At 52.9% G+C, this 21920-nt stretch carries 22 protein-coding genes; 9 read left to right on the plus strand and 13 right to left on the minus strand.

Translation table 11 applies throughout. From position 1 onward, the window contains the following. Position 1: 1 nt before the first annotated feature. Positions 2-1561: a CNNM family cation transport protein YoaE gene (gene yoaE, locus C2U53_RS24145; protein ID WP_043000408.1), complete on the minus strand. Its 1560-nt coding sequence runs from the start codon at positions 1559-1561 to the stop codon at positions 2-4. Further along, the gene (locus C2U53_RS30790; protein WP_371415068.1) at positions 1549-1854 is read right to left on the minus strand and encodes a hypothetical protein; all 306 of its coding nucleotides are present in this window, start codon (positions 1852-1854) and stop codon (positions 1549-1551) included. The genes yoaE and C2U53_RS30790 overlap by 13 nt, the downstream gene beginning before the upstream one ends. A gap of 149 nt (positions 1855-2003) precedes the next feature. On the opposite strand from C2U53_RS30790, the gene manX reads away from it, so the two are divergent. From manX to mntP, 5 genes are all read left to right on the plus strand, one after another. Further along, complete coding sequence (gene manX / locus C2U53_RS24155; RefSeq protein ID WP_043000406.1) at positions 2004-2972, plus strand: PTS mannose transporter subunit IIAB; 969 nt, start codon at positions 2004-2006, stop codon at positions 2970-2972. A gap of 58 nt (positions 2973-3030) precedes the next feature. After that, the gene (locus tag C2U53_RS24160; protein WP_042318487.1) at positions 3031-3831 is read left to right on the plus strand and encodes a PTS mannose/fructose/sorbose transporter subunit IIC; all 801 of its coding nucleotides are present in this window, start codon (positions 3031-3033) and stop codon (positions 3829-3831) included. 12 nt (positions 3832-3843) lie between these two features. Then, positions 3844-4695, plus strand: coding sequence for a PTS mannose transporter subunit IID (locus C2U53_RS24165; RefSeq protein WP_043000405.1), 852 nt, complete (start codon positions 3844-3846; stop codon positions 4693-4695). Between the two features lie 61 nt (positions 4696-4756). After that, positions 4757-5215: a DUF986 family protein gene (locus C2U53_RS24170; protein ID WP_044264750.1), complete on the plus strand. Its 459-nt coding sequence runs from the start codon at positions 4757-4759 to the stop codon at positions 5213-5215. A gap of 417 nt (positions 5216-5632) precedes the next feature. Then, complete coding sequence (gene mntP, locus C2U53_RS24180; protein WP_043001909.1) at positions 5633-6199, plus strand: manganese efflux pump MntP; 567 nt, start codon at positions 5633-5635, stop codon at positions 6197-6199. On the opposite strand, the gene rlmA is transcribed toward mntP, so the two are convergent. From rlmA to mgrB, 6 genes are all read right to left on the minus strand, one after another. Then, positions 6196-7005: a 23S rRNA (guanine(745)-N(1))-methyltransferase gene (gene rlmA, locus C2U53_RS24185; protein ID WP_104446573.1), complete on the minus strand. Its 810-nt coding sequence runs from the start codon at positions 7003-7005 to the stop codon at positions 6196-6198. The two genes, mntP and rlmA, sit on opposite strands and share 4 nt — an antisense overlap. A gap of 63 nt (positions 7006-7068) precedes the next feature. Continuing rightward, positions 7069-8814: a peptidoglycan glycosyltransferase FtsI gene (ftsI, locus tag C2U53_RS24190; RefSeq protein ID WP_104446574.1), complete on the minus strand. Its 1746-nt coding sequence runs from the start codon at positions 8812-8814 to the stop codon at positions 7069-7071. Positions 8815-9034: 220 nt separating this feature from the next. Next, entirely contained in the window at positions 9035-9244 is a 210-nt protein-coding gene (gene cspE / locus C2U53_RS24195) for a transcription antiterminator/RNA stability regulator CspE (RefSeq protein ID WP_001062678.1), read from the minus strand. 12 nt (positions 9245-9256) lie between these two features. Next, positions 9257-9400 (minus strand): DUF2627 domain-containing protein, encoded by a 144-nt coding sequence (locus tag C2U53_RS24200; protein ID WP_043000402.1) that lies wholly within the window; start codon positions 9398-9400, stop codon positions 9257-9259. Between the two features lie 656 nt (positions 9401-10056). Then, positions 10057-10344, minus strand: a complete 288-nt coding sequence (locus C2U53_RS24210) for a YebO family protein (protein ID WP_043000401.1) — start codon at positions 10342-10344, stop codon at positions 10057-10059. A 74-nt stretch (positions 10345-10418) separates the two neighbouring features. Next, complete coding sequence (gene mgrB / locus C2U53_RS24215) at positions 10419-10562, minus strand: PhoP/PhoQ regulator MgrB (RefSeq protein ID WP_104446575.1); 144 nt, start codon at positions 10560-10562, stop codon at positions 10419-10421. 160 nt (positions 10563-10722) lie between these two features. Here mgrB and C2U53_RS24220 point away from each other — a divergent pair, with 160 nt between their 5' ends. Continuing rightward, complete coding sequence (locus tag C2U53_RS24220; protein WP_043001907.1) at positions 10723-10962, plus strand: YobH family protein; 240 nt, start codon at positions 10723-10725, stop codon at positions 10960-10962. A gap of 111 nt (positions 10963-11073) precedes the next feature. Here the strand turns inward: C2U53_RS24220 and kdgR are convergent, their stop codons facing one another. Continuing rightward, complete coding sequence (kdgR, locus tag C2U53_RS24225) at positions 11074-11865, minus strand: DNA-binding transcriptional regulator KdgR (protein WP_043000400.1); 792 nt, start codon at positions 11863-11865, stop codon at positions 11074-11076. A gap of 176 nt (positions 11866-12041) precedes the next feature. Here kdgR and C2U53_RS24230 point away from each other — a divergent pair, with 176 nt between their 5' ends. After that, positions 12042-13415, plus strand: coding sequence for an MFS transporter (locus C2U53_RS24230; protein WP_104446576.1), 1374 nt, complete (start codon positions 12042-12044; stop codon positions 13413-13415). Between the two features lie 44 nt (positions 13416-13459). On the opposite strand, the gene htpX is transcribed toward C2U53_RS24230, so the two are convergent. The 4 genes from htpX to C2U53_RS24250 form a co-directional block, all read right to left on the minus strand. Beyond that, positions 13460-14341 carry a protease HtpX gene (gene htpX, locus C2U53_RS24235; RefSeq protein WP_042318474.1) on the minus strand — a complete coding sequence of 294 codons (882 nt, stop codon included), beginning with the start codon at positions 14339-14341 and terminating at the stop codon, positions 13460-13462. Between the two features lie 192 nt (positions 14342-14533). Continuing rightward, a complete protein-coding gene (prc, locus tag C2U53_RS24240; protein WP_104446577.1) occupies positions 14534-16582 on the minus strand; it encodes a carboxy terminal-processing peptidase in 2049 nt (682 codons plus the stop codon). A 19-nt stretch (positions 16583-16601) separates the two neighbouring features. After that, the gene (gene proQ / locus C2U53_RS24245; protein ID WP_043000397.1) at positions 16602-17288 is read right to left on the minus strand and encodes an RNA chaperone ProQ; all 687 of its coding nucleotides are present in this window, start codon (positions 17286-17288) and stop codon (positions 16602-16604) included. A gap of 97 nt (positions 17289-17385) precedes the next feature. Then, complete coding sequence (locus C2U53_RS24250) at positions 17386-17883, minus strand: GAF domain-containing protein (protein ID WP_043000396.1); 498 nt, start codon at positions 17881-17883, stop codon at positions 17386-17388. A gap of 130 nt (positions 17884-18013) precedes the next feature. On the opposite strand from C2U53_RS24250, the gene yebS reads away from it, so the two are divergent. Both yebS and C2U53_RS24260 read left to right on the plus strand, forming a co-directional pair. Continuing rightward, positions 18014-19297: a membrane integrity lipid transport subunit YebS gene (gene yebS / locus C2U53_RS24255; protein ID WP_043000395.1), complete on the plus strand. Its 1284-nt coding sequence runs from the start codon at positions 18014-18016 to the stop codon at positions 19295-19297. Next, on the plus strand, positions 19266-21899 hold the full coding sequence (locus C2U53_RS24260) for a PqiB family protein (RefSeq protein WP_104446578.1): 2634 nt from the start codon (positions 19266-19268) through the stop codon (positions 21897-21899). Before yebS ends, C2U53_RS24260 begins: the two co-directional genes overlap by 32 nt. The last annotated feature ends 21 nt before the right edge of the window (positions 21900-21920 follow it).

A 21920-nucleotide genomic window follows, 5' to 3' on the forward strand; every position in this document is an offset into this window, starting at 1 on the left:
ATTATTCCTCTTCTTCTTGCGCAGGTTGTTCTTTAACAATTCGCACCAGATCCACGCGGTAGTCATTAGCGTCGACAATGGTAATGCTCAGCGGAGGAACCTCGATCACATCGCCCGTACGGGGAATGTGACCCTTAGCCGCAATCACCAGTCCCGCGACCGTGGCGATGTCTTCGTCTTCATCAACCAGGTTATCCACCGCCAGCGCCTGTTGCAGGGCATGCAGATCGGTGCCGCCTTTGACTAACCAGCCTTCGCCGTCAACGGTAATTTCCGGCGTTTCATCAGCATCCGGGAACTCACCGGCAATGGCTTCAAGGACATCCAGCGGCGTAACCAGCCCCTGCACCACGCCAAATTCGTTGGTGACGATAACAAAGCTACCGCGTGCACGACGCAGGACACCCAACAGGTTGATAGGGTCCAGCGTTTCCGGCACCACGATAGCCGGTGTAGCCGACGCAATAGCCGCGACGTCAACGCCCTCTTCCAGCGCCACCAGCAGCTCTTTCGCCCGCACGATACCGATGATCTCATCCAGTTCGCCACGACACACCGGGAACAGGCTGTGCGGCGAGGAGAGCAACTGCTCGCGGATCTCATCAACGCTCAGATTAGCATCCACCCAGCTGATTTCACCGCGCGGAGTCATGATGCCGCGCAGCGAGCGCTGTGCCAGCGTCAGCACGCCGTTAATCATATAGCGTTCTTCTTCCGCAAATGCCCCTTCCGGGATCGGAACGGCGGCCTGGCTGTCGGATTCATGCGCTACCGCCGCCTGACGTTTACCCCCCATCAGACGCAGGATCGCGTCAGCCGTGCGCGCACGCAGCGGCAGTGTTGACTGATGGCGAATAAAGTTGCGACGCGCAATCTGATTAAACACTTCGATAATGATCGAGAAGCCAATCGCGGCGTACAGGTAGCCTTTCGGAATATGGAAACCAAAACCTTCGGCGACCAGGCTCAGACCAATCATCAGCAGGAAGCTCAGACAGAGCACCACCACCGTCGGATGTTGGTTGACGAAACGCGTCAGCGGCTTGGATGCCAGCAGCATCACCGCCATCGCGATCACAACCGCTGCCATCATCACAGGCAGATGGTTCACCATACCGACGGCAGTAATCACCGCATCCAGCGAGAATACCGCATCCAGGATAACGATCTGCGTCACGACCACCCAGAAACTGGCATAACCTTTACCATGCCCGGAATCGTGTTCGCGGTTTTCCAGCCGTTCATGAAGTTCCGTCGTGGCTTTAAACAACAGAAAGATACCCCCCAGCAGCATGATCAGATCGCGACCGGAGAAAGTGAAATCCATGACGGTGAACAGCGGTTGGGTCAGGGTGACCATCCACGAAATAATAGACAGCAAGGCCAGACGCATCACGAGCGCCAGGGATAAACCAATCAGACGCGCTTTGTCACGCTGCTTCGGCGGCAGCTTATCCGCAAGAATCGCAATAAAAACCAGGTTATCGATACCCAGGACAATTTCCAGGACGACAAGCGTGAGCAAACCCGCCCAAATCGAGGGGTCCATTAAGAATTCCATGACAAGCTCCTGCTTAAGGAATGGTTAACAGGCGATAAAACACAGTGCAGATAAAACGTGTGGCAAGACATGCCAGACTGGCAGGCGCGATGCGGCCTGAAAGTGAAATGACGTCGGTGACGATCCATACAGCGGGCTAGTGCCCTATACTCCTGGTTAGTTAAACAGAACGTAAACATAACAGAGGCAACCTGTTTTTGGCAAAGATTTACCTTCCTTTGCAAAGTGTTGTAACAGGGATATTTTACTCTACGAAATTTCTCATTGCCGAAAACTAAATTACGGATCTTCATCACATAAAATATTTTTTTCGATATCTAAAATAATTCACGGACATCATATGTTTTTCATTGTAACCCTTATCTGAATCGATTCTGTTGCGGACGGCGATTCAAATACATCTCTCACGTTGATGTGTTAACGATAATAAAGGAGGTAGCAAGTGACCATTGCTATTGTTATAGGCACACATGGTTGGGCTGCAGAGCAGTTACTCAAGACAGCAGAAATGCTGTTAGGCGAGCAGGAAAACGTCGGCTGGATCGATTTCGTGCCCGGCGAAAATGCCGAAACGCTGATTGAAAAGTACAACGCTCAGTTGGCAAAACTCGATACCAGTAACGGCGTGCTGTTTCTCGTCGATACATGGGGAGGCAGTCCGTTCAACGCTGCCAGCCGCATTGTCGTCGACAAAGAACAGTATGAAGTGATTGCCGGGGTGAACATCCCTATGCTGGTCGAAACGCTGATGGCGCGTGACGACAACCCAAGCTTCGATGAACTGGTCGCGCTGGCAGTTGAAACCGGTCGCGAAGGCGTGAAAGCGCTGAAAGCGAAACCGGTGGAAAAAGCCGCCCCTGCCCCCGTCGCAACGGCCCCCAAAGCCGCGGCCCCGGCAAAACCAATGGGACCGAACGATTATATGCAAATCGGTCTTGCCCGTATTGATGACCGTTTGATCCATGGTCAGGTGGCTACCCGCTGGACCAAAGAAACCAACGTGACCCGCATTATCGTAGTCAGCGATGAAGTGGCGGCAGACACCGTGCGTAAAACGCTGTTGACGCAGGTGGCGCCTCCTGGCGTGACCGCTCACGTGGTGGATGTTGCCAAGATGATTCGCGTTTACAACAACCCGAAATACGCGGGCGAACGTGTAATGCTGCTGTTCACCAATCCGACCGATGTTGAACGCATTGTCGAAGGCGGCGTAAAAATCACCTCCGTAAACATTGGCGGCATGGCTTTCCGTCAGGGTAAAACGCAGGTCAACAACGCCATCTCTGTCGATGAGAAAGACATCGAAGCCTTTAACAAACTTAATGCCCGCGGTATTGAGCTTGAGGCGCGTAAAGTGTCAACCGATCAGAAACTGAAAATGATGGATTTGATTGCCAAAGTGGGCAAGTAACCCCTGGCATTGAATGAGCTTTCACACTTAAGGCTGTTATAGCAATAGGAGAAGTACAATGGAGATTACCACTCTTCAGATTGTGCTGGTGTTCATCGTCGCATGTATCGCGGGTATGGAGTCGGTACTCGATGAATTTCAGTTCCACCGCCCACTGGTGGCCTGTACGCTGATTGGTGCCGTTCTCGGGGATATGAAAACCGGTATTATCATCGGTGGTACCCTGGAAATGATCGCCCTTGGCTGGATGAACATCGGTGCTGCCGTTGCACCTGATGCCGCACTGGCGTCCATTATCTCTACCGTTCTGGTTATTGCGGGTCACCAAAGCATCGGTGCCGGTATCGCGCTGGCGATTCCGCTGGCTGCAGCAGGCCAGGTTCTGACGATCATCGTTCGTACTATCACCGTGGCATTCCAGCACGCGGCGGATAAAGCGGCGGAAAACGGTAACCTGACAGCGCTCTCCTGGCTGCATGTCTCTTCCCTGTTCCTGCAGGCGATGCGTATCGCTATCCCGGCGGTTATCGTTGCGATTTCCGTAGGCACCAGCGAAGTTCAGGGCATGCTGAATGCGATTCCGGAAGTGGTGACTGGCGGTCTGAACATCGCCGGTGGCATGATCGTTGTGGTCGGTTACGCGATGGTTATCAACATGATGCGTGCAGGCTACCTGATGCCGTTCTTCTACCTCGGCTTCGTGACTGCGGCATTTACTAACTTCAACCTGGTTGCTCTGGGTGTGATTGGTGCGGTCATGGCCATCCTCTACATCCAACTGAGCCCGAAATATAACCGCGTGGCGGGTGCACCAGCACAGGCTGCGGGTGACAACTCCCTCGATAACGAACTGGACTAGCAGGTGAGCGAAATGGTTGATATGACTAAAACTACCACTGAGAAAAAACTCACACAGAGTGACATTCGTGGCGTGTTCATTCGTTCTAACCTGTTTCAGGGTTCATGGAACTTCGAACGTATGCAGGCGCTGGGTTTCTGCTTCTCCATGGTACCGGCTATCCGTCGCCTGTATCCAGAGAACAACGATGCGCGTAAGCAAGCCATCAAGCGTCACCTGGAATTCTTTAACACCCATCCGTACGTAGCCGCGCCGGTGCTCGGCGTAACGCTGGCGATGGAAGAACAGCGTGCTAACGGGGCAGAAATTGACGATGGTGCCATTAACGGTATCAAAGTCGGTCTGATGGGCCCGTTGGCAGGCGTGGGCGACCCGATTTTCTGGGGTACTGTGCGTCCGGTATTCGCCGCGTTAGGTGCGGGTATCGCGATGAGCGGCAGCCTGCTCGGTCCCTTGCTGTTCTTCATTCTGTTCAACGCAGTCCGTCTGCTGACCCGTTACTACGGTGTCGCCTACGGTTATCGCAAAGGTGTCGATATCGTTAAAGATATGGGCGGCGGATTCCTGCAAAAACTGACTGAGGGGGCGTCAATCCTCGGCCTGTTTGTCATGGGGGCGTTGGTGAACAAGTGGACGCATGTAAACATCCCGCTGGTGGTTTCAACTATCACCGGTCAGGATGGGCAGACACGTGTTACCACCGTACAGACCATTCTCGACCAGTTGATGCCGGGTCTGGTTCCGCTGCTGCTGACCTTCGCCTGTATGTGGCTGCTGCGTAAGAAAGTCAACCCACTGTGGATTATCGTTGGCTTCTTTGTCATCGGTATCGCGGGTTATGCGCTCGGCCTGTTGGGTCTGTAAGACTGTAGTACACTACCGGGGCCTATAAGGCCCCTTTTTTTATCTGGAGGAACAAGGATCAATGACTATCACGGACCTGGTGCTGGTTTTCTTTATTGCCGCGTTACTGGCTTACGCCATTTACGATCAGTTCATCATGCCACGCCGCAATGGCCCGACTTTGCTTGCGATTCCCCTGCTGCGCCGAAGCCGCGTCGACAGCATCATCTTCATTGGCCTCATCGCAATTCTTATCTACAACAATGTCACCAGCCATGGGGCAATCATCACCACCTGGTTATTATGTGCTCTGGCCTTAATGGGGTTTTATATTTTCTGGATCCGGGTCCCTAAGATCATCTTCAAACAGGATGGATTTTTCTTCGCCAACGTCTGGATAGAATATAACCGCATTAAAGCGATGAATTTATCGGAAGATGGTGTTCTGGTGATGCAATTAGAACAACGGCGTCTGCTAATTCGTGTGAGGAATATCGACGATCTGGAAAAGATATATAAACTTCTCGTTTCCTCTCAGTAAGTTAGAGGTATAGCCTGAGCTTTATTTTTCGCAATTTACTTGCAGTTAAAAACATAGCTAAGGCTATAATACGACAGCGCAAATGTTATTTATTTTAACGTTCTATCTACCAATAAACCCAAATGAAAATCGTTTTCAATTAGAGATCAAATAATATTTCTCCGTTGTTGTTTTATATTCTCAAAATATGTTAAGGTTGCGCCGTCATTTGGGGAGTAGCCGATTTCCAGACTCCGGAAATGTACGTGTCAACATACTCGTTGCAAAACGTGGCACGTACGGACTGAAATCTCTTTCAGTCAGGCGAGACCATAGGCACATCAACTGCTATGCATACTGTATGAACCCCGGGTTCAGGTGTGCATGTTTACTGGGGGCAGTGGTGTGTTTTATGGAAACCCCGGTCAGGACGCTGTCATGAATATCACCGCCACTATTATTCTCGCTTTTGGCATGTCGATGGATGCTTTTGCCGCATCAATTGGCAAAGGCGCGACCCTGCATAAACCCAAATTCTCTGAAGCCCTGCGTACCGGTTTAATCTTCGGCGCAGTTGAAACATTAACGCCGCTGATCGGTTGGGCGCTCGGTATGTTAGCCAGCAAATTCGTGCTGGAATGGAATCACTGGATTGCTTTCATCCTGCTGGTCTTTCTGGGCGGACGAATGATTATTGAGGGATTTCGCGGCGCGGATAATGAAGATGATGAACCGCTGCGCCGTCACGGTTTCTGGTTACTGGTCACCACCGCTATCGCCACTAGCCTCGACGCTATGGCGGTCGGCGTGGGTCTGGCGTTCTTACAGGTCAATATTATCGCTACGGCACTGGCTATTGGCTGTGCCACGCTTATCATGTCCACACTGGGAATGATGGTTGGTCGCTTCATTGGCCCGCTGCTTGGCAAACGGGCTGAAATTCTGGGCGGGGTGGTACTGATCGGTATCGGCGTCCAGATCCTCTGGACACACTTTCACGGTTAATCCGCACGCTGCCAGAGGTGAAGACGAAAATCTGTCTGGCAGTCAAACACTTCTGTACTCGCCAGACGTTCCCAGACCTCCGGCTTTGCCCGCCAGGCAAAAGGCGTCATCTGCAATAGCGCTACCGCTTCCTTTCCGTTCAGGCGCATCGGATACGCCAGTGCGATATCCTCCAGCAGGGTGAACCCTTCCAGTTGCTCAGCATGCGGCGCATGGAGTCGGACCTCATCGTAAATCAACCCTTTCAGCTCCATTAAATGGCGCGGTCCCGGCGTTGCCGTCATCACCCACCCCTGCGGTTTGACCACACGCGCCAGCTCTTGCGCTTTACACGGCGCGTAAATCCGCACAATGGCGTCCTGGCTTGCATCTGCAAACGGCAAACGATGGCTTGAGGCGACGCAGAATGTTACCTGCGGATAGCGTCTGGCCGCCGCTTTAATAGCCACTTTCGCCACGTCCAGTCCATAGGTGGTCGCCGTCGGCAACGCATCGGCAAAGGCATGAGTGTAATACCCTTCCCCACAGCCGATATCAAGAATCGAGGTTGCCGACGCGTCGAGACGCGCGGAAAGCTGCTCAACAATAGCATCACGCAAGGGTTGATAATGTCCGGCATCCAGAAACGCACGCCGTGCCTGCATCATCTCCGCGCTGTCGCCCGGATCGCGTGAACGCTTATGCTGTACCGGCAACAGGTTAACGTATCCCTCTTTTGCCACATCAAACTGATGCCGCTGCGGACAGATAAAACTGTTATTAACGTGCGCAAGGGGCTGGTGACAAAGTGGACAGGAAAACGACATAACAACTCCGGCAGGTAAATTCAGGGCGCAAGTGTAACGCGATTTACGCCCCGGGAGAATCACTTAGCGCGTGGAGTGTGTCGGCGAATTGCTCTGCATCACCAGCAAATGGCTGGAGTCGGCGGGCATCCCATCCGGTTTGACGTTTTCCAGTCGCAGCACATCGCCCATTATCTGGCTGAAAACCGGTGCCGACACCGCGCCACCGTAATAGGCCCCGTTCTGCGGATCGTTGATCACTACCACCAGCGCAAACTTCGGGTTGCTTGCCGGTGCCACCCCTGCGGTGTAAGCCACATATTTATCAACGTATTTACCGTCAGCGCCGATCTTCTTCGCCGTCCCGGTTTTAACCGCCACGCGATAATCCCGGACCGCCGCCTTCGTCCCACCGCCCCCCGGCAGGGCGACGCTTTCCATCATGTGCGCCACCTGTCTGACCAGCGCTTCCGACATGACACGCTTGCCGATAACGGGCGGGTCGATGCGCGTGATAGAGAGTGGTCGGTACAGGCCAAAACTGCCAATCGTGGCATAGACGTGCGCCAGTTGCAGCGGCGTCACCATCAGGCCGTAGCCAAAGGCAAAGGTCGCGCGATCCAGATCGCTCCAGTAACGACGTTGCGGCATCACCCCCTGACTCTCACCGGTGAGTCCCAGCCCCGTGGGTTGACCAAAGCCAAAGCGGCGATAGGTATCGACGACACGCTGGACGGGCATTGCTAATGAAAGATGCGAAACCCCGGTGTCACTCGATTTTTGCAAAATGCCGGTCAGCGTCAGTTCCGGATAAAAGCCCACATCGCGAATCCGATGCCCGTCGAGGTAAAACGGATGCGTGTCGATCACGCTATCAGGCTGGACAATCCCTTGCTCAAGCGCCGTCATGATAACCAGCGGTTTCACCGTCGAGCCCGGCTCGAAAGTATCGCTAATCGCACGATTGCGAAAATCATCAAGCACCGCACCATCACGATTGTTCGGGTTAAAATCGGGGAAGCTGGCCATCGCCAGGATCTCGCCAGTGGCAACGTTCACCAGCACGGCGGCGCCGGATTCCGCTTTGTTCCAGCTAACCGCATTGTCCAGCGCATCCTCGGTGACGGTCTGCAGCCGCTCATCAATGCTGAGTTGTAGTTCATGCGCTGGCACAGGATTAACTTCCGTGATGTTTTCAATCACGTGACCGAATTTATCTTTGCGGACCAGGCGGGAGCCCGGCTTTCCGATTAACTGTGCGTTAAAACTTTTCTCAACCCCTTCAATGCCCTGCCCGTCGATATTGGTGAAACCAATCAGATTCGCCGCGACATGTCCTGCCGGATAAAAGCGCCGGGACTCTTCGCGCAAATTGATGCCGGGCAGGTTCAGCTTATCGATCCACTGCGCCTGTTGAGGAGAGACCTGACGCGCAAGATAGATAAACCTTGCCGACGGATCGTGGTTAACGCGCGCCGCCAGGTTCGTGAGTGAAAGATGTAGCGTGTTGGCCAGCGCCTGCCAGCGTTCGTTGTCGCCTACGCCTCCTTTGCTCAATAACGTGTGGGGGTCAGCCCACACCGCATTCACCGGTACGCTGACCGCCAATGGTCGCCCCTGCCGATCGGTGATCATTCCACGCGGCGATGCCGTGGTGACTTCACGCAATGAGCGCATATCTTCTTGTTTGACCAGACGGTCGGGTTCAACAATCTGCAACCAGGCAACGCGCCCTAGCAACAGTCCCAGGCTCAGCAATATGGCGATACAAAGCAGCGCAAAACGCAGCGGTGTGAAACTTCGCACCGTACCATCATTTTTCTTTTTCACCTGTTCTCCGGCAAACATGATATTCAGGTGACTGATTTAACGGGAATAACGGCGGGAAAGCGGTGAAAACTATGCTAATAACATCACGGCTTTGCAACAAAGCGCTAACGGAGGAGGCATTCAGACATACTTTGAAGGAAGATGAATGAAAAAGCCCCGCATCAGCGAGGCTTTAAATCTGAGGTTGATGCGCAGATGCGCTTCAAATCAGTGGTGTCGATCAGATAGCTGTTACGTTAACAGCAGCCGGACCTTTCTGGCCGTCCTGAATTTCGAACTCAACGTTCTGGCCTTCAGCCAGAGTTTTGAAGCCATTACCCTGGATAGCGGAGAAGTGTACGAACACGTCTTTGCTGCCATCAGCCGGAGTAATAAAGCCAAAACCTTTAGACTCGTTGAACCACTTAACTTGACCTTTAATCTTTGCCATTTGCAAAATTCCTTAGAGTGTTTTCTTCGCCCGCAGGCATAACATAGATAAAACTGAGACATTACTGCTTGAGGCACTAATATAAGGCTCGGCAGAGAAGCGGTATTCAACGACAACGTGTTTACTCAGGACTTCTTTACTGAAAATGCCACACATAAACAGAACTGTACCTCGTTTAACCCAAAACGTGTTATCACATACAACGTTAATTATGGCAAGCCATTTTTAAACGTGTCTCGATCGGTCGCACAAATCTCGCCAGTCGATACAGAGTATCTGCACAGTTATGCGTCAATCCTCAAGCCGATATATTCCCGCGCGCTCGCTGAGCCCTTACCAGACCCGCAGCGCGGCGGGATCTTTTCAACCATAGCTCAATAATTTCGCGACTTCCAGATCGTTGCGATGTCAAAACGTAGCAATCTGCGGTTATCACAAATTCTGCTTTGTTATGCATAATTTGTTTCAACGCAAAATGGCCCGATATCATAATAACGCCACATTTCGCTCCATCTTGATATCTACTGTTCTTATGCACCCATTTAATGAAAGAATGATGACAATGCACAAAAATAGTGAAAGAAACGTTTCGCTTATTATAAAGCCGATCATTCTCACAAAACGGGGAAGATCACATTATTAACGTATGGAAAAATATAATTACGTGTGTGCTTGCAATAACTCGCACAATGACACAAGAAGGAACGGATATAGCGAAGCGGCATGCGACTGCACTAATAGGGTGCAGGATAACAAACCAGGAAGGAAAGACTGGCGAGACGCCAGCCCCTTCGCTTCCTGTTACACGAGGATTAACGTTCTGCGACCAGACGGATGATATCCTCATCCTCTTGCGGGTCATTAGCCTTAGGCGATGCCTCTGCCACTTTTTCCGGCTCGTTCGCTTCACAGAGACGACGCAATAGTGCATTTTGTCGCTTCTGCTGGTCTAACAACGCTTCAAGCAGCTCAATCTGCTCATTGGTTCGCGAGCTCGCACGGTTGATAAAGAACCACAGCACCAGCCCAACAACCAGAACCCCCACCGATACAATCAACGACGCAAAATTAAGCACGCCGGAATTCAGGACTTCGTTCATTTCACCACCTCAATGTAGACGCGCCATTTTACCACCGCGCCACAGGAAGGAAATCAACGGATGAAAAAATGATCTCACCAGGGGATAAATTTATTGATGGCGCAAATTCCGCTGAAAAATTGTACATCCTGGTCACTCATGATGTTGAACACCTGGGCCCACAGCAGCAGACACACAAGCACTACCACCACCAGAATTATCCATCGAAACTTTTTCACTCCACTCTCCGCATCAACATCTTATGCCACCAAATTATCATGCGTATCTTAAACCAGGACTAACTACAGCAGACATTCGTGATTTTTTAAGAATCATTTACTTGTATCAATGAGCGTAAGCGCTAAGCTCAATCTAACTTATAGAAGAAAAGAGGTCATAATGCGTTTGATTATTCGCGCTATCGTGTTGTTTGCGCTTGTATGGATTGGATTATTACTCAGTGGGTATGGTGTGCTGATAGGCAGTCAGGAGAATGCTGCCGGGCTGGGGTTGCAATGCAAGTATCTCACCGCGCGAGGAACCGCCACCGCGCAATATGTTCATACCGATAGCGGTATCATCGGATTAACGGATTGTCCGATATTGCGTAAGAGTACCGTGGTCGTCGATAACGGTTAATATCCCGTCGTCGTGAATCGCGCCTGGCGTATTGCTTAAGCAGAATGTCACAGGATTAAAGCGGCCGGCAAAAATGCCGGCCGTTTCTTTACTATCGACAGCATGACATCGTCAGAACGGATAATCGTTGTAACCCATTTGCTCAGAGATTTTACGCGCCGCGGTATGCAGCATCGAAACGTAGTCATGCAGTTTTTCTTCAGAAAAACGCAGCGTGGGGAAGGAGATACTCAGACCAGCAATCACGACGCCGAAACGATCGAATACCGGTACGCCAATGCAGCGTAAACCTTCTTCTTGTTCTTCGTTATCTTCGCCATAACCCTGTTCGCGGACTTTATCCAGCACCGGCAGCAATGCTTCCGTGGTGGTGATAGTGCGCCCGGTACTGCGCTTGTACTCAACGCCGTCCAGAATCTGCTTCACTTCGTCACGATCGCGCCAGGCCAGCAGCACTTTACCAATCGCGGTGCTGTAAAGCGGGTTGCGGCGACCCACACGCGAATACATGCGCAGGTTGTACATCGAATCAATCTTATGAATGTAGACGATGCTGTCTTCGTCCAGCGCGCCGAGGTGCACCGTCTCTTTCGTCAGACGAGAGAGTTCACGCATCTGGATGTCCGCACTGCGGATAAGGTCAACATTCTGTAGCGCGCGAGCGCCCAGTTCAAACAGTTTCAGCGTCAGAGAATACTTCTCGGATTCACCTTCCTGTGACACATATCCCAATGTTTTCATGGTCTGTAAAAAGCGATAAACGGTGCTTTTTGACATCATGACGCGTTGTGATAACTCGGTAATCCCTATTTCGCGCTCTTCACCCAGCGCCTGCAGAATGCCAAAAACCTTCAGCACGGAAGATACAGAATCAGGCTGTTTATCCAGATCTGCGTTAGCCATCTATCACCTCATTACGAGTGTTTTATAAAAATCAGAACGATTTTTTATTATAATTTCATGGCCAGGCCCCCGCAATCCATCTTTGCTTACTTCGTTACAAATCTGCGATATAAAGCCTGAATATCAATGCTAAAATCACTACCCTGATCATATTCTTCGCAAAAACTATCAATCACATGAATAAATCCCAGGCCGACGGCCTGCCGCTTCCACAGCGATATGGTGCTATTTTAACCATCGTTATTGGTATTTCGATGGCCGTACTGGACGGCGCCATTGCCAACGTGGCGCTCCCCACGATAGCCACTGACTTACACGCTTCAGCCGCCAGCTCAATATGGGTCGTCAACGCCTATCAGATCGCCATTGTCGTCTCGTTACTGTCGCTGTCGTTTCTCGGCGATATGTTTGGCTATCGACGCATCTACAAATGCGGACTAGTGGTTTTTCTGCTGGCCTCACTGTTTTGCGCTCTCGCGGACTCGCTACAAATGTTGACGATGGCGCGCGTCGTTCAGGGTTTCGGCGGCGCTGCGCTGATGAGCGTCAACACGGCGTTGATTCGTCTGATTTATCCTCAGCGCCATCTGGGTCGCGGGATGGGTATCAACTCCTTTATCGTTGCCGTCTCTGCGGCCGCAGGCCCAACCATCGCGGCCGCTATCCTCTCAATTGCCTCGTGGAAATGGCTGTTTCTGATCAATGTGCCGTTAGGGATTATTGCGTTGATTCTGGCAATGCGCTTTCTGCCGCCTAATGGCTCACGCAGCAATAAACCGCGTTTTGACATCCCCAGCGCCGTGATGAATGCGCTGACGTTTGGTCTGTTGATCACCGCACTGAGTGGTTTTGCACAGGGACAACCCATGACGCTGATCGGGGCCGAAGTGGCGGCAATAATGGTGGTGGGCTATTTCTTTATCCGTCGTCAGCTTTCATTACCGGTACCATTATTGCCGGTCGACCTGCTGCGTATTCCTCTTTTTTCACTGTCGATAGGCACCTCAATCTGCTCTTTCTGCGCGCAGATGCTGGCGATGGTCTCCCTGCCCTTCTATCTGCAAACGGTACTGGGGCGGAGTGAAGTAGAAACCGGTTTGTTGCTCACCCCCTGGCCGCTGGCAACGATGGTCATGGCGCCGCTGGCCGGGTATCTGATTGAACGCGTCCATGCCGGTTTACTGGGCGCGCTGGGCCTGCTGGTGATGGCAAGTGGACTGTTTGCCCTGCTATTACTTCCTGCCGTGCCGTCCGATCTGAATATCATCTGGCCGATGATTCTCTGCGGTGCCGGGTTTGGTTTATTTCAATCCCCCAATAACCACACGATCATCACCTCTGCGCCACGTGAACGCAGCGGCGGCGCCAGCGGCATGCTGGGCACCGCCCGTCTGTTAGGACAAAGCTCAGGTGCGGCGTTGGTTGCGCTGTTGTTGAACCAGTTCGGAGATAACGGCACGCATGTTTCTTTGCTAATGGCAGGGATTCTGGCGACCGTGGCAGCGGTGGTGAGCGGTCTACGCATCACACAGCCCCGGGCACAGGCGTAAAAAAAGCGCGTCCATGGACGCGCTTTCTCTTCTTACCGACAGGCTTACTTCAGGTATTCCCCACTGCGCAGCGCTTCGATACGTTTATCCAGCGGCGGGTGAGTCATAAACAGTTCGCTCAGCGATTTACCTTTACCATTGATACAGAAGGCCATCATGCTGGATGCTTCCTGCGGTTCGTAGCTGGTTTTCAGACGCTGCAGCGCAGCAATCATCTTTTCACGGCCGACCAGTTTGGCGGACCCCGCATCAGCGTGGAATTCACGGTGACGAGAGAACCACATGGTAATGATGCTCGCCAGAATACCGAACACCAGTTCCAGTACCATTGCGACCGCAAAGTAGATCATCGGGTTGCCATTGCTGCCTTCGCCTTCATCACGGTTACCACCGAGAAAACCAGCGGCAATCTGCGCCAGAATGCGCGAGATGAAGATAACAAAGGTGTTCACAACCCCCTGGATCAGCGTCATGGTAACCATGTCACCGTTCGCGATATGGCTAATTTCGTGAGCAATAACGGCTTCAGCTTCATCCGGGCTCATGTTTTGCAGCAGACCGGTACTGACCGCAACCAGAGAGGCATCACGGCGCGCCCCGGTGGCAAACGCGTTAATGTCCGGCGCATGGTAGATAGCGACCTGCGGCATGGCGATACCGGCCTGACGCGCCTGCGTGGCGACCGTATTCATCAACCAACGCTCTCTTTCGTTACGCGGTTGCTCGATCACTTCCCCACCGACGGAGCGTAAGGCCATCCACTTTGACATCAGCAGTGAAACGAAGGAACCACCGAAACCGAACAGCAGCGCCATAATCATCAGGCCCTGAACGCTGCTCGACTGAATCCCTGTCAGGCTCAGCACCAGCCCGAAAACGACCATGACGGCCAGGTTCGTCAACAGGAAAAGCGCGATTCGCATCATAATTTTCTTTTAACCTCAACTTAACAAAACGCACTATGCGATTACCCACATCGTATGGGTCGTACGGCTATTTTCAAGCATCAATGCCCGGTAAGTCACCAGAAAGACACAACTTTACATTTTTCTGCATCAGGCTGACGACTTCATGCGCTTGTTAAAAAAACAGGCACAATTTCTTGTGCCTGTATGAGGTTATTTCGTTGCGGTCGGTTGTACCGCGGGCTTCGCTTTCTCGAGCGTCGCCAGATCCAGCGCAATCTTCACTGTTTCATCAAGATACGGATCCGGTTCCTGGTAATCTTTTGGCAGGTCGTCCAGTTTCTTCAGAACCGGTTTTCCTTCTCGTTTAAACCGGTCATTGATTCGCGCCAGGCGCAGCGCATCATCTTCGTTATTCTCTTTTTCACGCTGTGCGTAATTCAGAGATACGATGTTGCGTTTATCCTTCATCGCATTGAAACGGGCGATATCCTTCATGATGTACTGGAACTCAGGATCCTGCGCGATACGCGCGTTATGATCTTTGAGTAATTCAGGGCCGAACGGCGTCAGATCGTCTGATTTCACATACGTTGCGGCATCGATGCTATCCCACGGCAACGCATTATCTTCAAATTTCTCACCGGTTTCGGTCTCTTCATTCCCCGTCGGCATGATGATATCCGGCGTGACGCCTTTACGTTGAGTACTGCCGCCATTCACACGATAGAACTTCTGGATCGTGTACTGAACGGAGCCCAGTGCGGGCCATTCTGGACGCAGCATCTGATCGTAAATACGATTCAGCGAACGATACTGCTGCACGGTACCTTTACCGAAAGTCGGCTCACCAACAATCAGCGCACGGCCGTAATCCTGCATGGCCGCAGCGAAAATTTCCGATGCCGACGCGCTGAAGCGATCGACCAGAACCACCAGCGGGCCTTTGTAATACACAACGCCATCGGTATCGCTGTCCTCACGGACTTTACCGTTGTTGTCACGAACCTGAACCACCGGACCGGAAGGAATAAACAGACCGGACAGCGAAACAGCCTCCGTCAGCGCCCCGCCGCCGTTGGTCCGCAGATCGATGACGATGCTGCTGACGTTCTGTTTTTCCAGTTTCTGCAACTGAACTTTGACATCGTCAGTCAGGCCAACGTAGAAGCCCGGGATATCCAGTACGCCGACTTTCTCTTTACCTACCGTCTTCACAGACATTTTAACGGCACGGTCTTCCAGACGGATACGCTCACGCGTCAGTGTGACAATACGGGTTTTTGTGCCTTTGCCGGCAGGCAGAACTTCAAGACGAACCTTGCTGCCTTTTGGCCCTTTGATAAGCGCAACCACATCATCCAGGCGCCAGCCGATCACATCGACCATGCTCTTACCGGTCTGACCCACACCGACAATGCGATCGCCGACGCTAATCGCCTTGCTCTTCGCCGCCGGACCGCCAGCCACCATGGAGTTAATGACCGTATAGTCATCGTCCATTTGCAGCACAGCACCAATCCCTTCAAGGGACAGGCTCATCTCGGTATTAAACTGCTCGGTATTGCGTGGCGAGAGATAGTTGGTATGCGGATCGATTTCCCGCGCAAACGCGGTCATCGCCAGTGAGAAGACATCTTCACTGTTAGTTTGCGTCAGACGACGGATCGCGGATTTATAACGACGCGTCAGCGTCTCACGAATTTCTTTATCGTCTTTGCCGGTCAGTTTCAGACTTAACTCATCGAACTTCACCTTGCCGTCCCACAGCGCATTCAGCTCAGCCTCATCTTTTGGCCAGGGTGCTTTGCTGCGATCGAGATTGAAGGTGTCAGTCCCGGTGAAGTCCATCGGACGTTCCAGCAATTTCAGTGCGTACTGAAAACGCTCGAAGCGGCGTTTTTGCGCCAGATTATAGAGATCGTAAAAAACGTCGAGCTTACCCGAACGCAATTCGTCACCCAGTTGCCCTTTCTTCTTCGCAAACTGTTCGACATCCCCCGCCAACAGCACGTTGTGGCTGTAGTCGAGTAAATTCAGATAGCGGTCGAAAATTTTGGCGGAAAAGGCCGAATCGAGATCGAACTGACGGTAGTGAGAACGCGTAAAACGCGACGTGACGCGTTCACTCACCGTCGCGTGCTGGGTTTCTTCCTTAAGAACAGGAATCTGATCGGCACGCGTAATGTCGTCCACTGCGAAGGTCTGGCCTGCTATTGCAAGCAGGCCAGCTAACGCGGTAAGCCTAAAAAATGTGTTCATGCCAGGCCTGGCCTCCGTTTCAGAACACCAGGTGTTCTGCGCGTACAATCAAAGACATACCCGAATTCAGCTGTACACGGACGCCATCTTTGGTGATTTCTAATACGGTGGCATCCATCGCATCGTTGCCCGCTTTCACCTTCAGAGACTGTCCAACGCTCAGCGCTGAAATATCCGAAACCGGAGTCAATTTCTCTTCACGAGGTGCGCGAGGCGCTTTCGCGGCAGGTTTTTCAGCACGCGGTTTACGCTCAGTCGCTTCTTTGCGGCGTGGTGCAGGACGCGGCTTACGTTCACGACGCGGGGCGTCTTCAGTTTCCCCTGCAGCAGCGGCAGCTTCACGTTTTTTCGCTTGCTGTTCTGCACGCTGCGCCTGAACGCGAGCTTTCGCTTCTTCAAGCTGCTTACGCGCATGTTCAACGTGCTGCTCATCCAGCTCACCGCACGGGTTGCCGTCGAGATCGACACGCGTTGCGCCCGGCTTAACGCCGTACAAATAACGCCAGCTTGAAGTATAAAGACGTAAAGCGGAACGAAGTTGCGTTTTGCTGAGGTTCATTTCGCCCTCAATACGCTCTACCAGATCCTGAAAAATGCCAATTTTCAGTGGGCGCGCTTCGCCTTCCGCACTAAAACACTGCGGAAAACGCTCGGCCAAAAACGCGATGACTTCTTTACTGCTATTCAACTTAGGTTGATTTTCCATGAAATTTCCTGATTACAACGGACGTAGCCAACAAGCAGCAGGCATGAACAGGCGTCATTATAATGACGCCATCAGTAATTGCTACGTTATCCGTTGATTATCCTGCGACGCTCGCAAAGAATTTTTTGTAATCCGTCATTGCAAGCACGGTTTCAAGCTGCGCAACGAGCCGGCGAAGCCCCTCTTCATCCTCAGCGGTGAAGCGCCCAAACGCCGTACTGTCGATGTCCAGCACGCCAATAATATGACCATTGACGGTTAATGGCAGGACAATTTCCGCATTACTGGCCGCATCGCAGGCGATGTGACCATCAAAGGCGTGAACGTCGTCAACCCGCTGCACCTGATTGTGGGCAACGGCTGCGCCGCACACACCGCGCCCCACCGGGATTCGTACACAGGCAATTTTGCCCTGAAACGGACCTAATACCAGCGTATCGCCCTCAAGCAGGTAAAACCCGGCCCAGTTCACTTGCGAAAGACGTTCGTATAACAGTGCGCTGGTGTTCGCCAGCGTGGCCAGAAAACTGGTCTCTCCTGCCATTAATGCCTGGAAATCGCGGTTCAGTTCCGCGTATAGCTCTGTCTTGTTCATTATATAATCACTTAGTTGTCTTACTCTGATACTGCCAGCCTATTAAAATAAGCATTAAATGCGTTAATGCTCAAGATCATTCCCGTCATGAGTTAAGATTACATAAATCTAACACTTTGATTCGCGATACATGGCTCTCAAGACACCCCAGATCACGCCGACAAAAAAAATAGCGATCCGATCCATCAGCGAAGCACTGCCTCGTGCGCACTATCAGCGTTGCCCTCAGTGCGATTTGCTGTTTAGTCTGCCGAAGATGCGTTCTCACCAGAGCGCATACTGTCCCCGCTGCCAGGCGAAAATTCGTGATGGCCGCGACTGGTCGCTGACGCGGCTGGGCGCGATGGCGGTCACCATGCTGTTGCTGATGCCCTTCGCCTGGGGCGAGCCGCTGCTGCACATCTATCTGCTGGGCATCCGTATTGATGCCAATGTGATGCAGGGGATCTGGCAGATGACAAAGCAAGGCGATCCCATTACCGCGGCGATGGTGCTGTTTTGTGTCGCGGGCGCGCCGCTGATCCTCGTCACCGCAATTGCGTATCTGTGGTTCGGCAATATTCTCGGTATGAATTTGCGCCCGGTGCTGCTAATGCTGGAAAGGCTTAAAGAGTGGGTGATGCTGGACATCTATCTGGTGGGCATTGGTGTGGCATCGATCAAAGTTCAGGATTACGCTTTTTTGCAGCCGGGCGTAGGACTTTACGCCTTTATTGCGCTGGTGGTCCTGAGCATCCTGACGCTGTCGCACCTGAACATCGAACAACTATGGGAACGTTTTTATCCGCAGAGACCGGCAAAGCGTCCGGATGAGCAGTTGCGCGTTTGTCTCGGCTGCCATTTTACCGGCTATCCGGACCCGCGTGGCCGCTGCCCGCGCTGCCATATTCCTTTACGCGAGCGCCGAAACCAGAGCATCCAAAAATGCTGGGCGGCATTGTTGGCATCGATTGTTTTGCTGCTGCCTGCTAACCTTCTGCCTATCTCGGTTATCTACGTGAACGGCGGACGACAGGAAGATACGATCATGTCCGGTATCCTGTCGCTGGCGAACAGCAATGTCGCCGTGGCCGCCGTGGTCTTTATCGCCAGTATTCTGGTGCCATTCACTAAAGTGATCGTCATGTTTACGCTGCTACTCAGCATTCAGTTCAAATGCGAACAGGGTTTACGCACGCGAATGCAACTCTTGCGTCTGGTCACGTGGATCGGTCGCTGGTCGATGCTGGATCTTTTTGTTATCGCTTTAACCATGTCGCTGATTAACCGCGACCAGATTCTTGCTTTTACTATGGGACCGGCTGCGTTTTATTTCGGCTCAGCGGTCATTTTGACTATTCTTGCAGTGGAATGGCTGGACAGCCGCTTACTTTGGGATGCACATGAGTCAGGAAACGCCCGCTTCGCAGACTGAAGCGCAGATTAAAACGAAACACCGTATCTCACCATTCTGGCTACTCCCGCTGATCGCATTAATGATTGCGGGATGGCTGATATGGAACAGCTATGAAGATCGCGGTAACACTGTGACCATCGACTTCATGTCTGCGGATGGCATTGTCCCGGGCCGTACGCCTGTTCGCTATCAGGGCGTTGAGGTGGGTACGGTTCAGGACATCAGCCTCAGCAAGGATTTACGCAAAATTGAGGTGCGGGTCAGCATCAAGTCCGACATGAAAGACGCGCTACGCGAAGAGACGCAGTTCTGGCTGGTGACGCCTAAAGCGTCGCTCGCAGGCGTCTCTGGCCTCGATGCGCTGGTCGGCGGCAACTATATCGGCATGATGCCCGGTAAAGGTAAAGAGCAAGATCATTTCGTCGCCCTCGACACCCAGCCGAAATATCGGCTGGATAACGGCGATCTGATGATTCATCTCAACGCGCCCGACCTCGGTTCGTTGAACAGCGGCTCGCTGGTTTATTTCCGCAAAATCCCGGTCGGTAAAGTCTACGACTACAGCATTAACCCGAACAAACAGGGCGTCACCATCGACGTGCTGGTTGAACGCCGATTTACCAATCTGGTGAAAAAAGGCAGTCGCTTCTGGAACGTTTCCGGCGTGGATGCTGACGTCAGCCTGAGTGGTGCGAAGGTTAAACTGGAAAGTCTGGCGGCCCTGGTAAATGGTGCAATCGCCTTTGACTCACCCGATGATTCAAAAACGGCAGAGCAAGATGATACCTTCGGCCTGTATAAAGATCTGGCCCACAGTCAGCGCGGCGTCATTATTAAACTTGAACTGCCGAGCGGCGAAGGACTGAAGGCTGATTCTACTCCCCTGATGTATCAGGGGCTCGAAGTCGGCCAGCTCACAAAACTGGATTTACAATCCGGTGGCAAAGTCACCGGTGAAATGACCGTTGACCCCAGCGTCGTAGCGCTGTTACGTGACGGCACGCGCATTGAATTGCGCAGTCCCAAACTTTCGCTCAGTGACGCTAATATCAGTTCGTTACTGACGGGTAAAACCTTTGAACTGGTGCCCGGCACCGGTGAACCGCGCAGCGAGTTCGTGGTCGTCCCCGGTGAAAAAGCACTGCTCCACGAACCGGACGTCCTGACCTTTACCCTGACCGCGCCCGAAAGCTACGGTATCGATGCAGGTCAACCGCTGATCCTTCACGGCGTCCAGGTGGGGCAGGTGATCGAACGTAAGCTGACCAGCAAAGGGGTCGAGTTTATTGTGGCGGTCGATCCGCAACATCGTGGCCTGGTCCAGGGTGACAGCAAATTCGTGGTCAACAGCCGCGTGGATGTCAAAGTAGGTCTGGATGGCGTGGAGTTCCTCGGTGCCAGCGCCAGCGAATGGATCAGTGGCGGTATTCGCATATTGCCCGGCAGCAAAGGGGAAATGAAATCCAGCTATCCGCTGTATGCCAACCTGGAAAAAGCGGTAGAGAATAGCCTGAGCGATCTGCCGACCACTACCCTGAGCCTGCGAGCGGAAACATTGCCGGACGTGCAGGCCGGCTCCGTGGTGCTGTATCGTAAATTTGAAGTGGGTGAAGTGATTACTGTACGCCCGCGCGCCGACGCCTTTGACATCGATCTGCACATCAAACCGGAGTACCGCAACCTGCTGACCAGCAATAGCGTCTTCTGGGCCGAAGGTGGCGCAAAAGTGCAGCTCAACGGCAGCGGGTTAACCGTGCAGGCCTCTCCCCTGTCGCGTGCTCTGAAGGGGGCGATCAGCTTTGATAACCTCAGCGGTGCCAGCGCCAGCCAGCGCAAAGGCGACAAGCGCATTTTGTATGCTTCCGAAACCGCCGCACGTGCGGTTGGCGGGCAGATTACCCTTCACGCCTTTGATGCCGGGAAACTGGCGGCAGGAATGCCCATTCGCTACCTCGGTATTGATATCGGACAGATCCAGACGCTTGAGCTGCTCACTTCGCGCAACGAGGTACAGGCGAAGGCGGTATTGTATCCGGAATATGTGCAGACCTTCGCCCGTGGCGGGACGCGCTTCTCTGTGATTACGCCGCAAATCTCGGCCGCTGGCGTGGAACATCTCGACACGATCCTGCAACCCTACATCAACGTCGAGCCGGGTCGGGGTAATCCGCGCCGTGACTTTGAACTGCAAGAAGCGACCATTACCGACTCACGCTACCTTGACGGGCTGAGTATTGTGCTCGAAGTTCCCGAAGCGGGCTCGCTGGCGATCGGTACGCCGGTACTGTTCCGCGGGATTGAAGTTGGTACTGTCACCGGCATGACGCTCGGCACCCTGTCTGACCGCGTGATGATCGCCTTGCGCATCAGTCAACGCTACCAGCACCTGGTCCGCAACAACTCTGTCTTCTGGCTGGCGTCCGGTTACAGTCTGGACTTCGGCCTGACGGGCGGCGTAGTGAAGACCGGTACCTTTAATCAGTTCATTCGCGGCGGCATCGCCTTCGCCACGCCCCCTGGCACTCCGCTGGCGCCGAAAGCGCAGGCGGGTAAACACTTCCTGCTGCTGGAAAGTGAACCGAAAGAGTGGCGTGAATGGGGCACCGCGCTGCCACGTTAATATCCGGCTCCGGCGTGCTCG

This window comes from Citrobacter sp. CFNIH10 (assembly GCF_002934585.1).
Taxonomy (GTDB): Bacteria; Pseudomonadota; Gammaproteobacteria; order Enterobacterales; family Enterobacteriaceae; genus Citrobacter_A; species Citrobacter_A amalonaticus.

What these genes read in the sequence shown, in the direction of transcription:
- yoaE (WP_043000408.1), bottom strand. Translation starts at nt 1,561, where the DNA reads ATGGAATTCTTAATGGACCCCTCGATTTGGGCGGGTTTGCTCACGCTT.
- C2U53_RS30790 (WP_371415068.1), bottom strand. Translation starts at nt 1,854, where the DNA reads ATGAAGATCCGTAATTTAGTTTTCGGCAATGAGAAATTTCGTAGAGTA.
- C2U53_RS24160 (WP_042318487.1), top strand. Translation starts at nt 3,031, where the DNA reads ATGGAGATTACCACTCTTCAGATTGTGCTGGTGTTCATCGTCGCATGT.
- C2U53_RS24165 (WP_043000405.1), top strand. Translation starts at nt 3,844, where the DNA reads ATGGTTGATATGACTAAAACTACCACTGAGAAAAAACTCACACAGAGT.
- C2U53_RS24170 (WP_044264750.1), top strand. Translation starts at nt 4,757, where the DNA reads ATGACTATCACGGACCTGGTGCTGGTTTTCTTTATTGCCGCGTTACTG.
- mntP (WP_043001909.1), top strand. Translation starts at nt 5,633, where the DNA reads ATGAATATCACCGCCACTATTATTCTCGCTTTTGGCATGTCGATGGAT.
- rlmA (WP_104446573.1), bottom strand. Translation starts at nt 7,005, where the DNA reads ATGTCGTTTTCCTGTCCACTTTGTCACCAGCCCCTTGCGCACGTTAAT.
- cspE (WP_001062678.1), bottom strand. Translation starts at nt 9,244, where the DNA reads ATGGCAAAGATTAAAGGTCAAGTTAAGTGGTTCAACGAGTCTAAAGGT.
- C2U53_RS24200 (WP_043000402.1), bottom strand. Translation starts at nt 9,400, where the DNA reads ATGTGTGGCATTTTCAGTAAAGAAGTCCTGAGTAAACACGTTGTCGTT.
- C2U53_RS24210 (WP_043000401.1), bottom strand. Translation starts at nt 10,344, where the DNA reads ATGAACGAAGTCCTGAATTCCGGCGTGCTTAATTTTGCGTCGTTGATT.
- C2U53_RS24220 (WP_043001907.1), top strand. Translation starts at nt 10,723, where the DNA reads ATGCGTTTGATTATTCGCGCTATCGTGTTGTTTGCGCTTGTATGGATT.
- kdgR (WP_043000400.1), bottom strand. Translation starts at nt 11,865, where the DNA reads ATGGCTAACGCAGATCTGGATAAACAGCCTGATTCTGTATCTTCCGTG.
- C2U53_RS24230 (WP_104446576.1), top strand. Translation starts at nt 12,042, where the DNA reads ATGAATAAATCCCAGGCCGACGGCCTGCCGCTTCCACAGCGATATGGT.
- htpX (WP_042318474.1), bottom strand. Translation starts at nt 14,341, where the DNA reads ATGATGCGAATCGCGCTTTTCCTGTTGACGAACCTGGCCGTCATGGTC.
- prc (WP_104446577.1), bottom strand. Translation starts at nt 16,582, where the DNA reads ATGAACACATTTTTTAGGCTTACCGCGTTAGCTGGCCTGCTTGCAATA.
- proQ (WP_043000397.1), bottom strand. Translation starts at nt 17,288, where the DNA reads ATGGAAAATCAACCTAAGTTGAATAGCAGTAAAGAAGTCATCGCGTTT.
- C2U53_RS24250 (WP_043000396.1), bottom strand. Translation starts at nt 17,883, where the DNA reads ATGAACAAGACAGAGCTATACGCGGAACTGAACCGCGATTTCCAGGCA.
- yebS (WP_043000395.1), top strand. Translation starts at nt 18,014, where the DNA reads ATGGCTCTCAAGACACCCCAGATCACGCCGACAAAAAAAATAGCGATC.
- C2U53_RS24260 (WP_104446578.1), top strand. Translation starts at nt 19,266, where the DNA reads ATGAGTCAGGAAACGCCCGCTTCGCAGACTGAAGCGCAGATTAAAACG.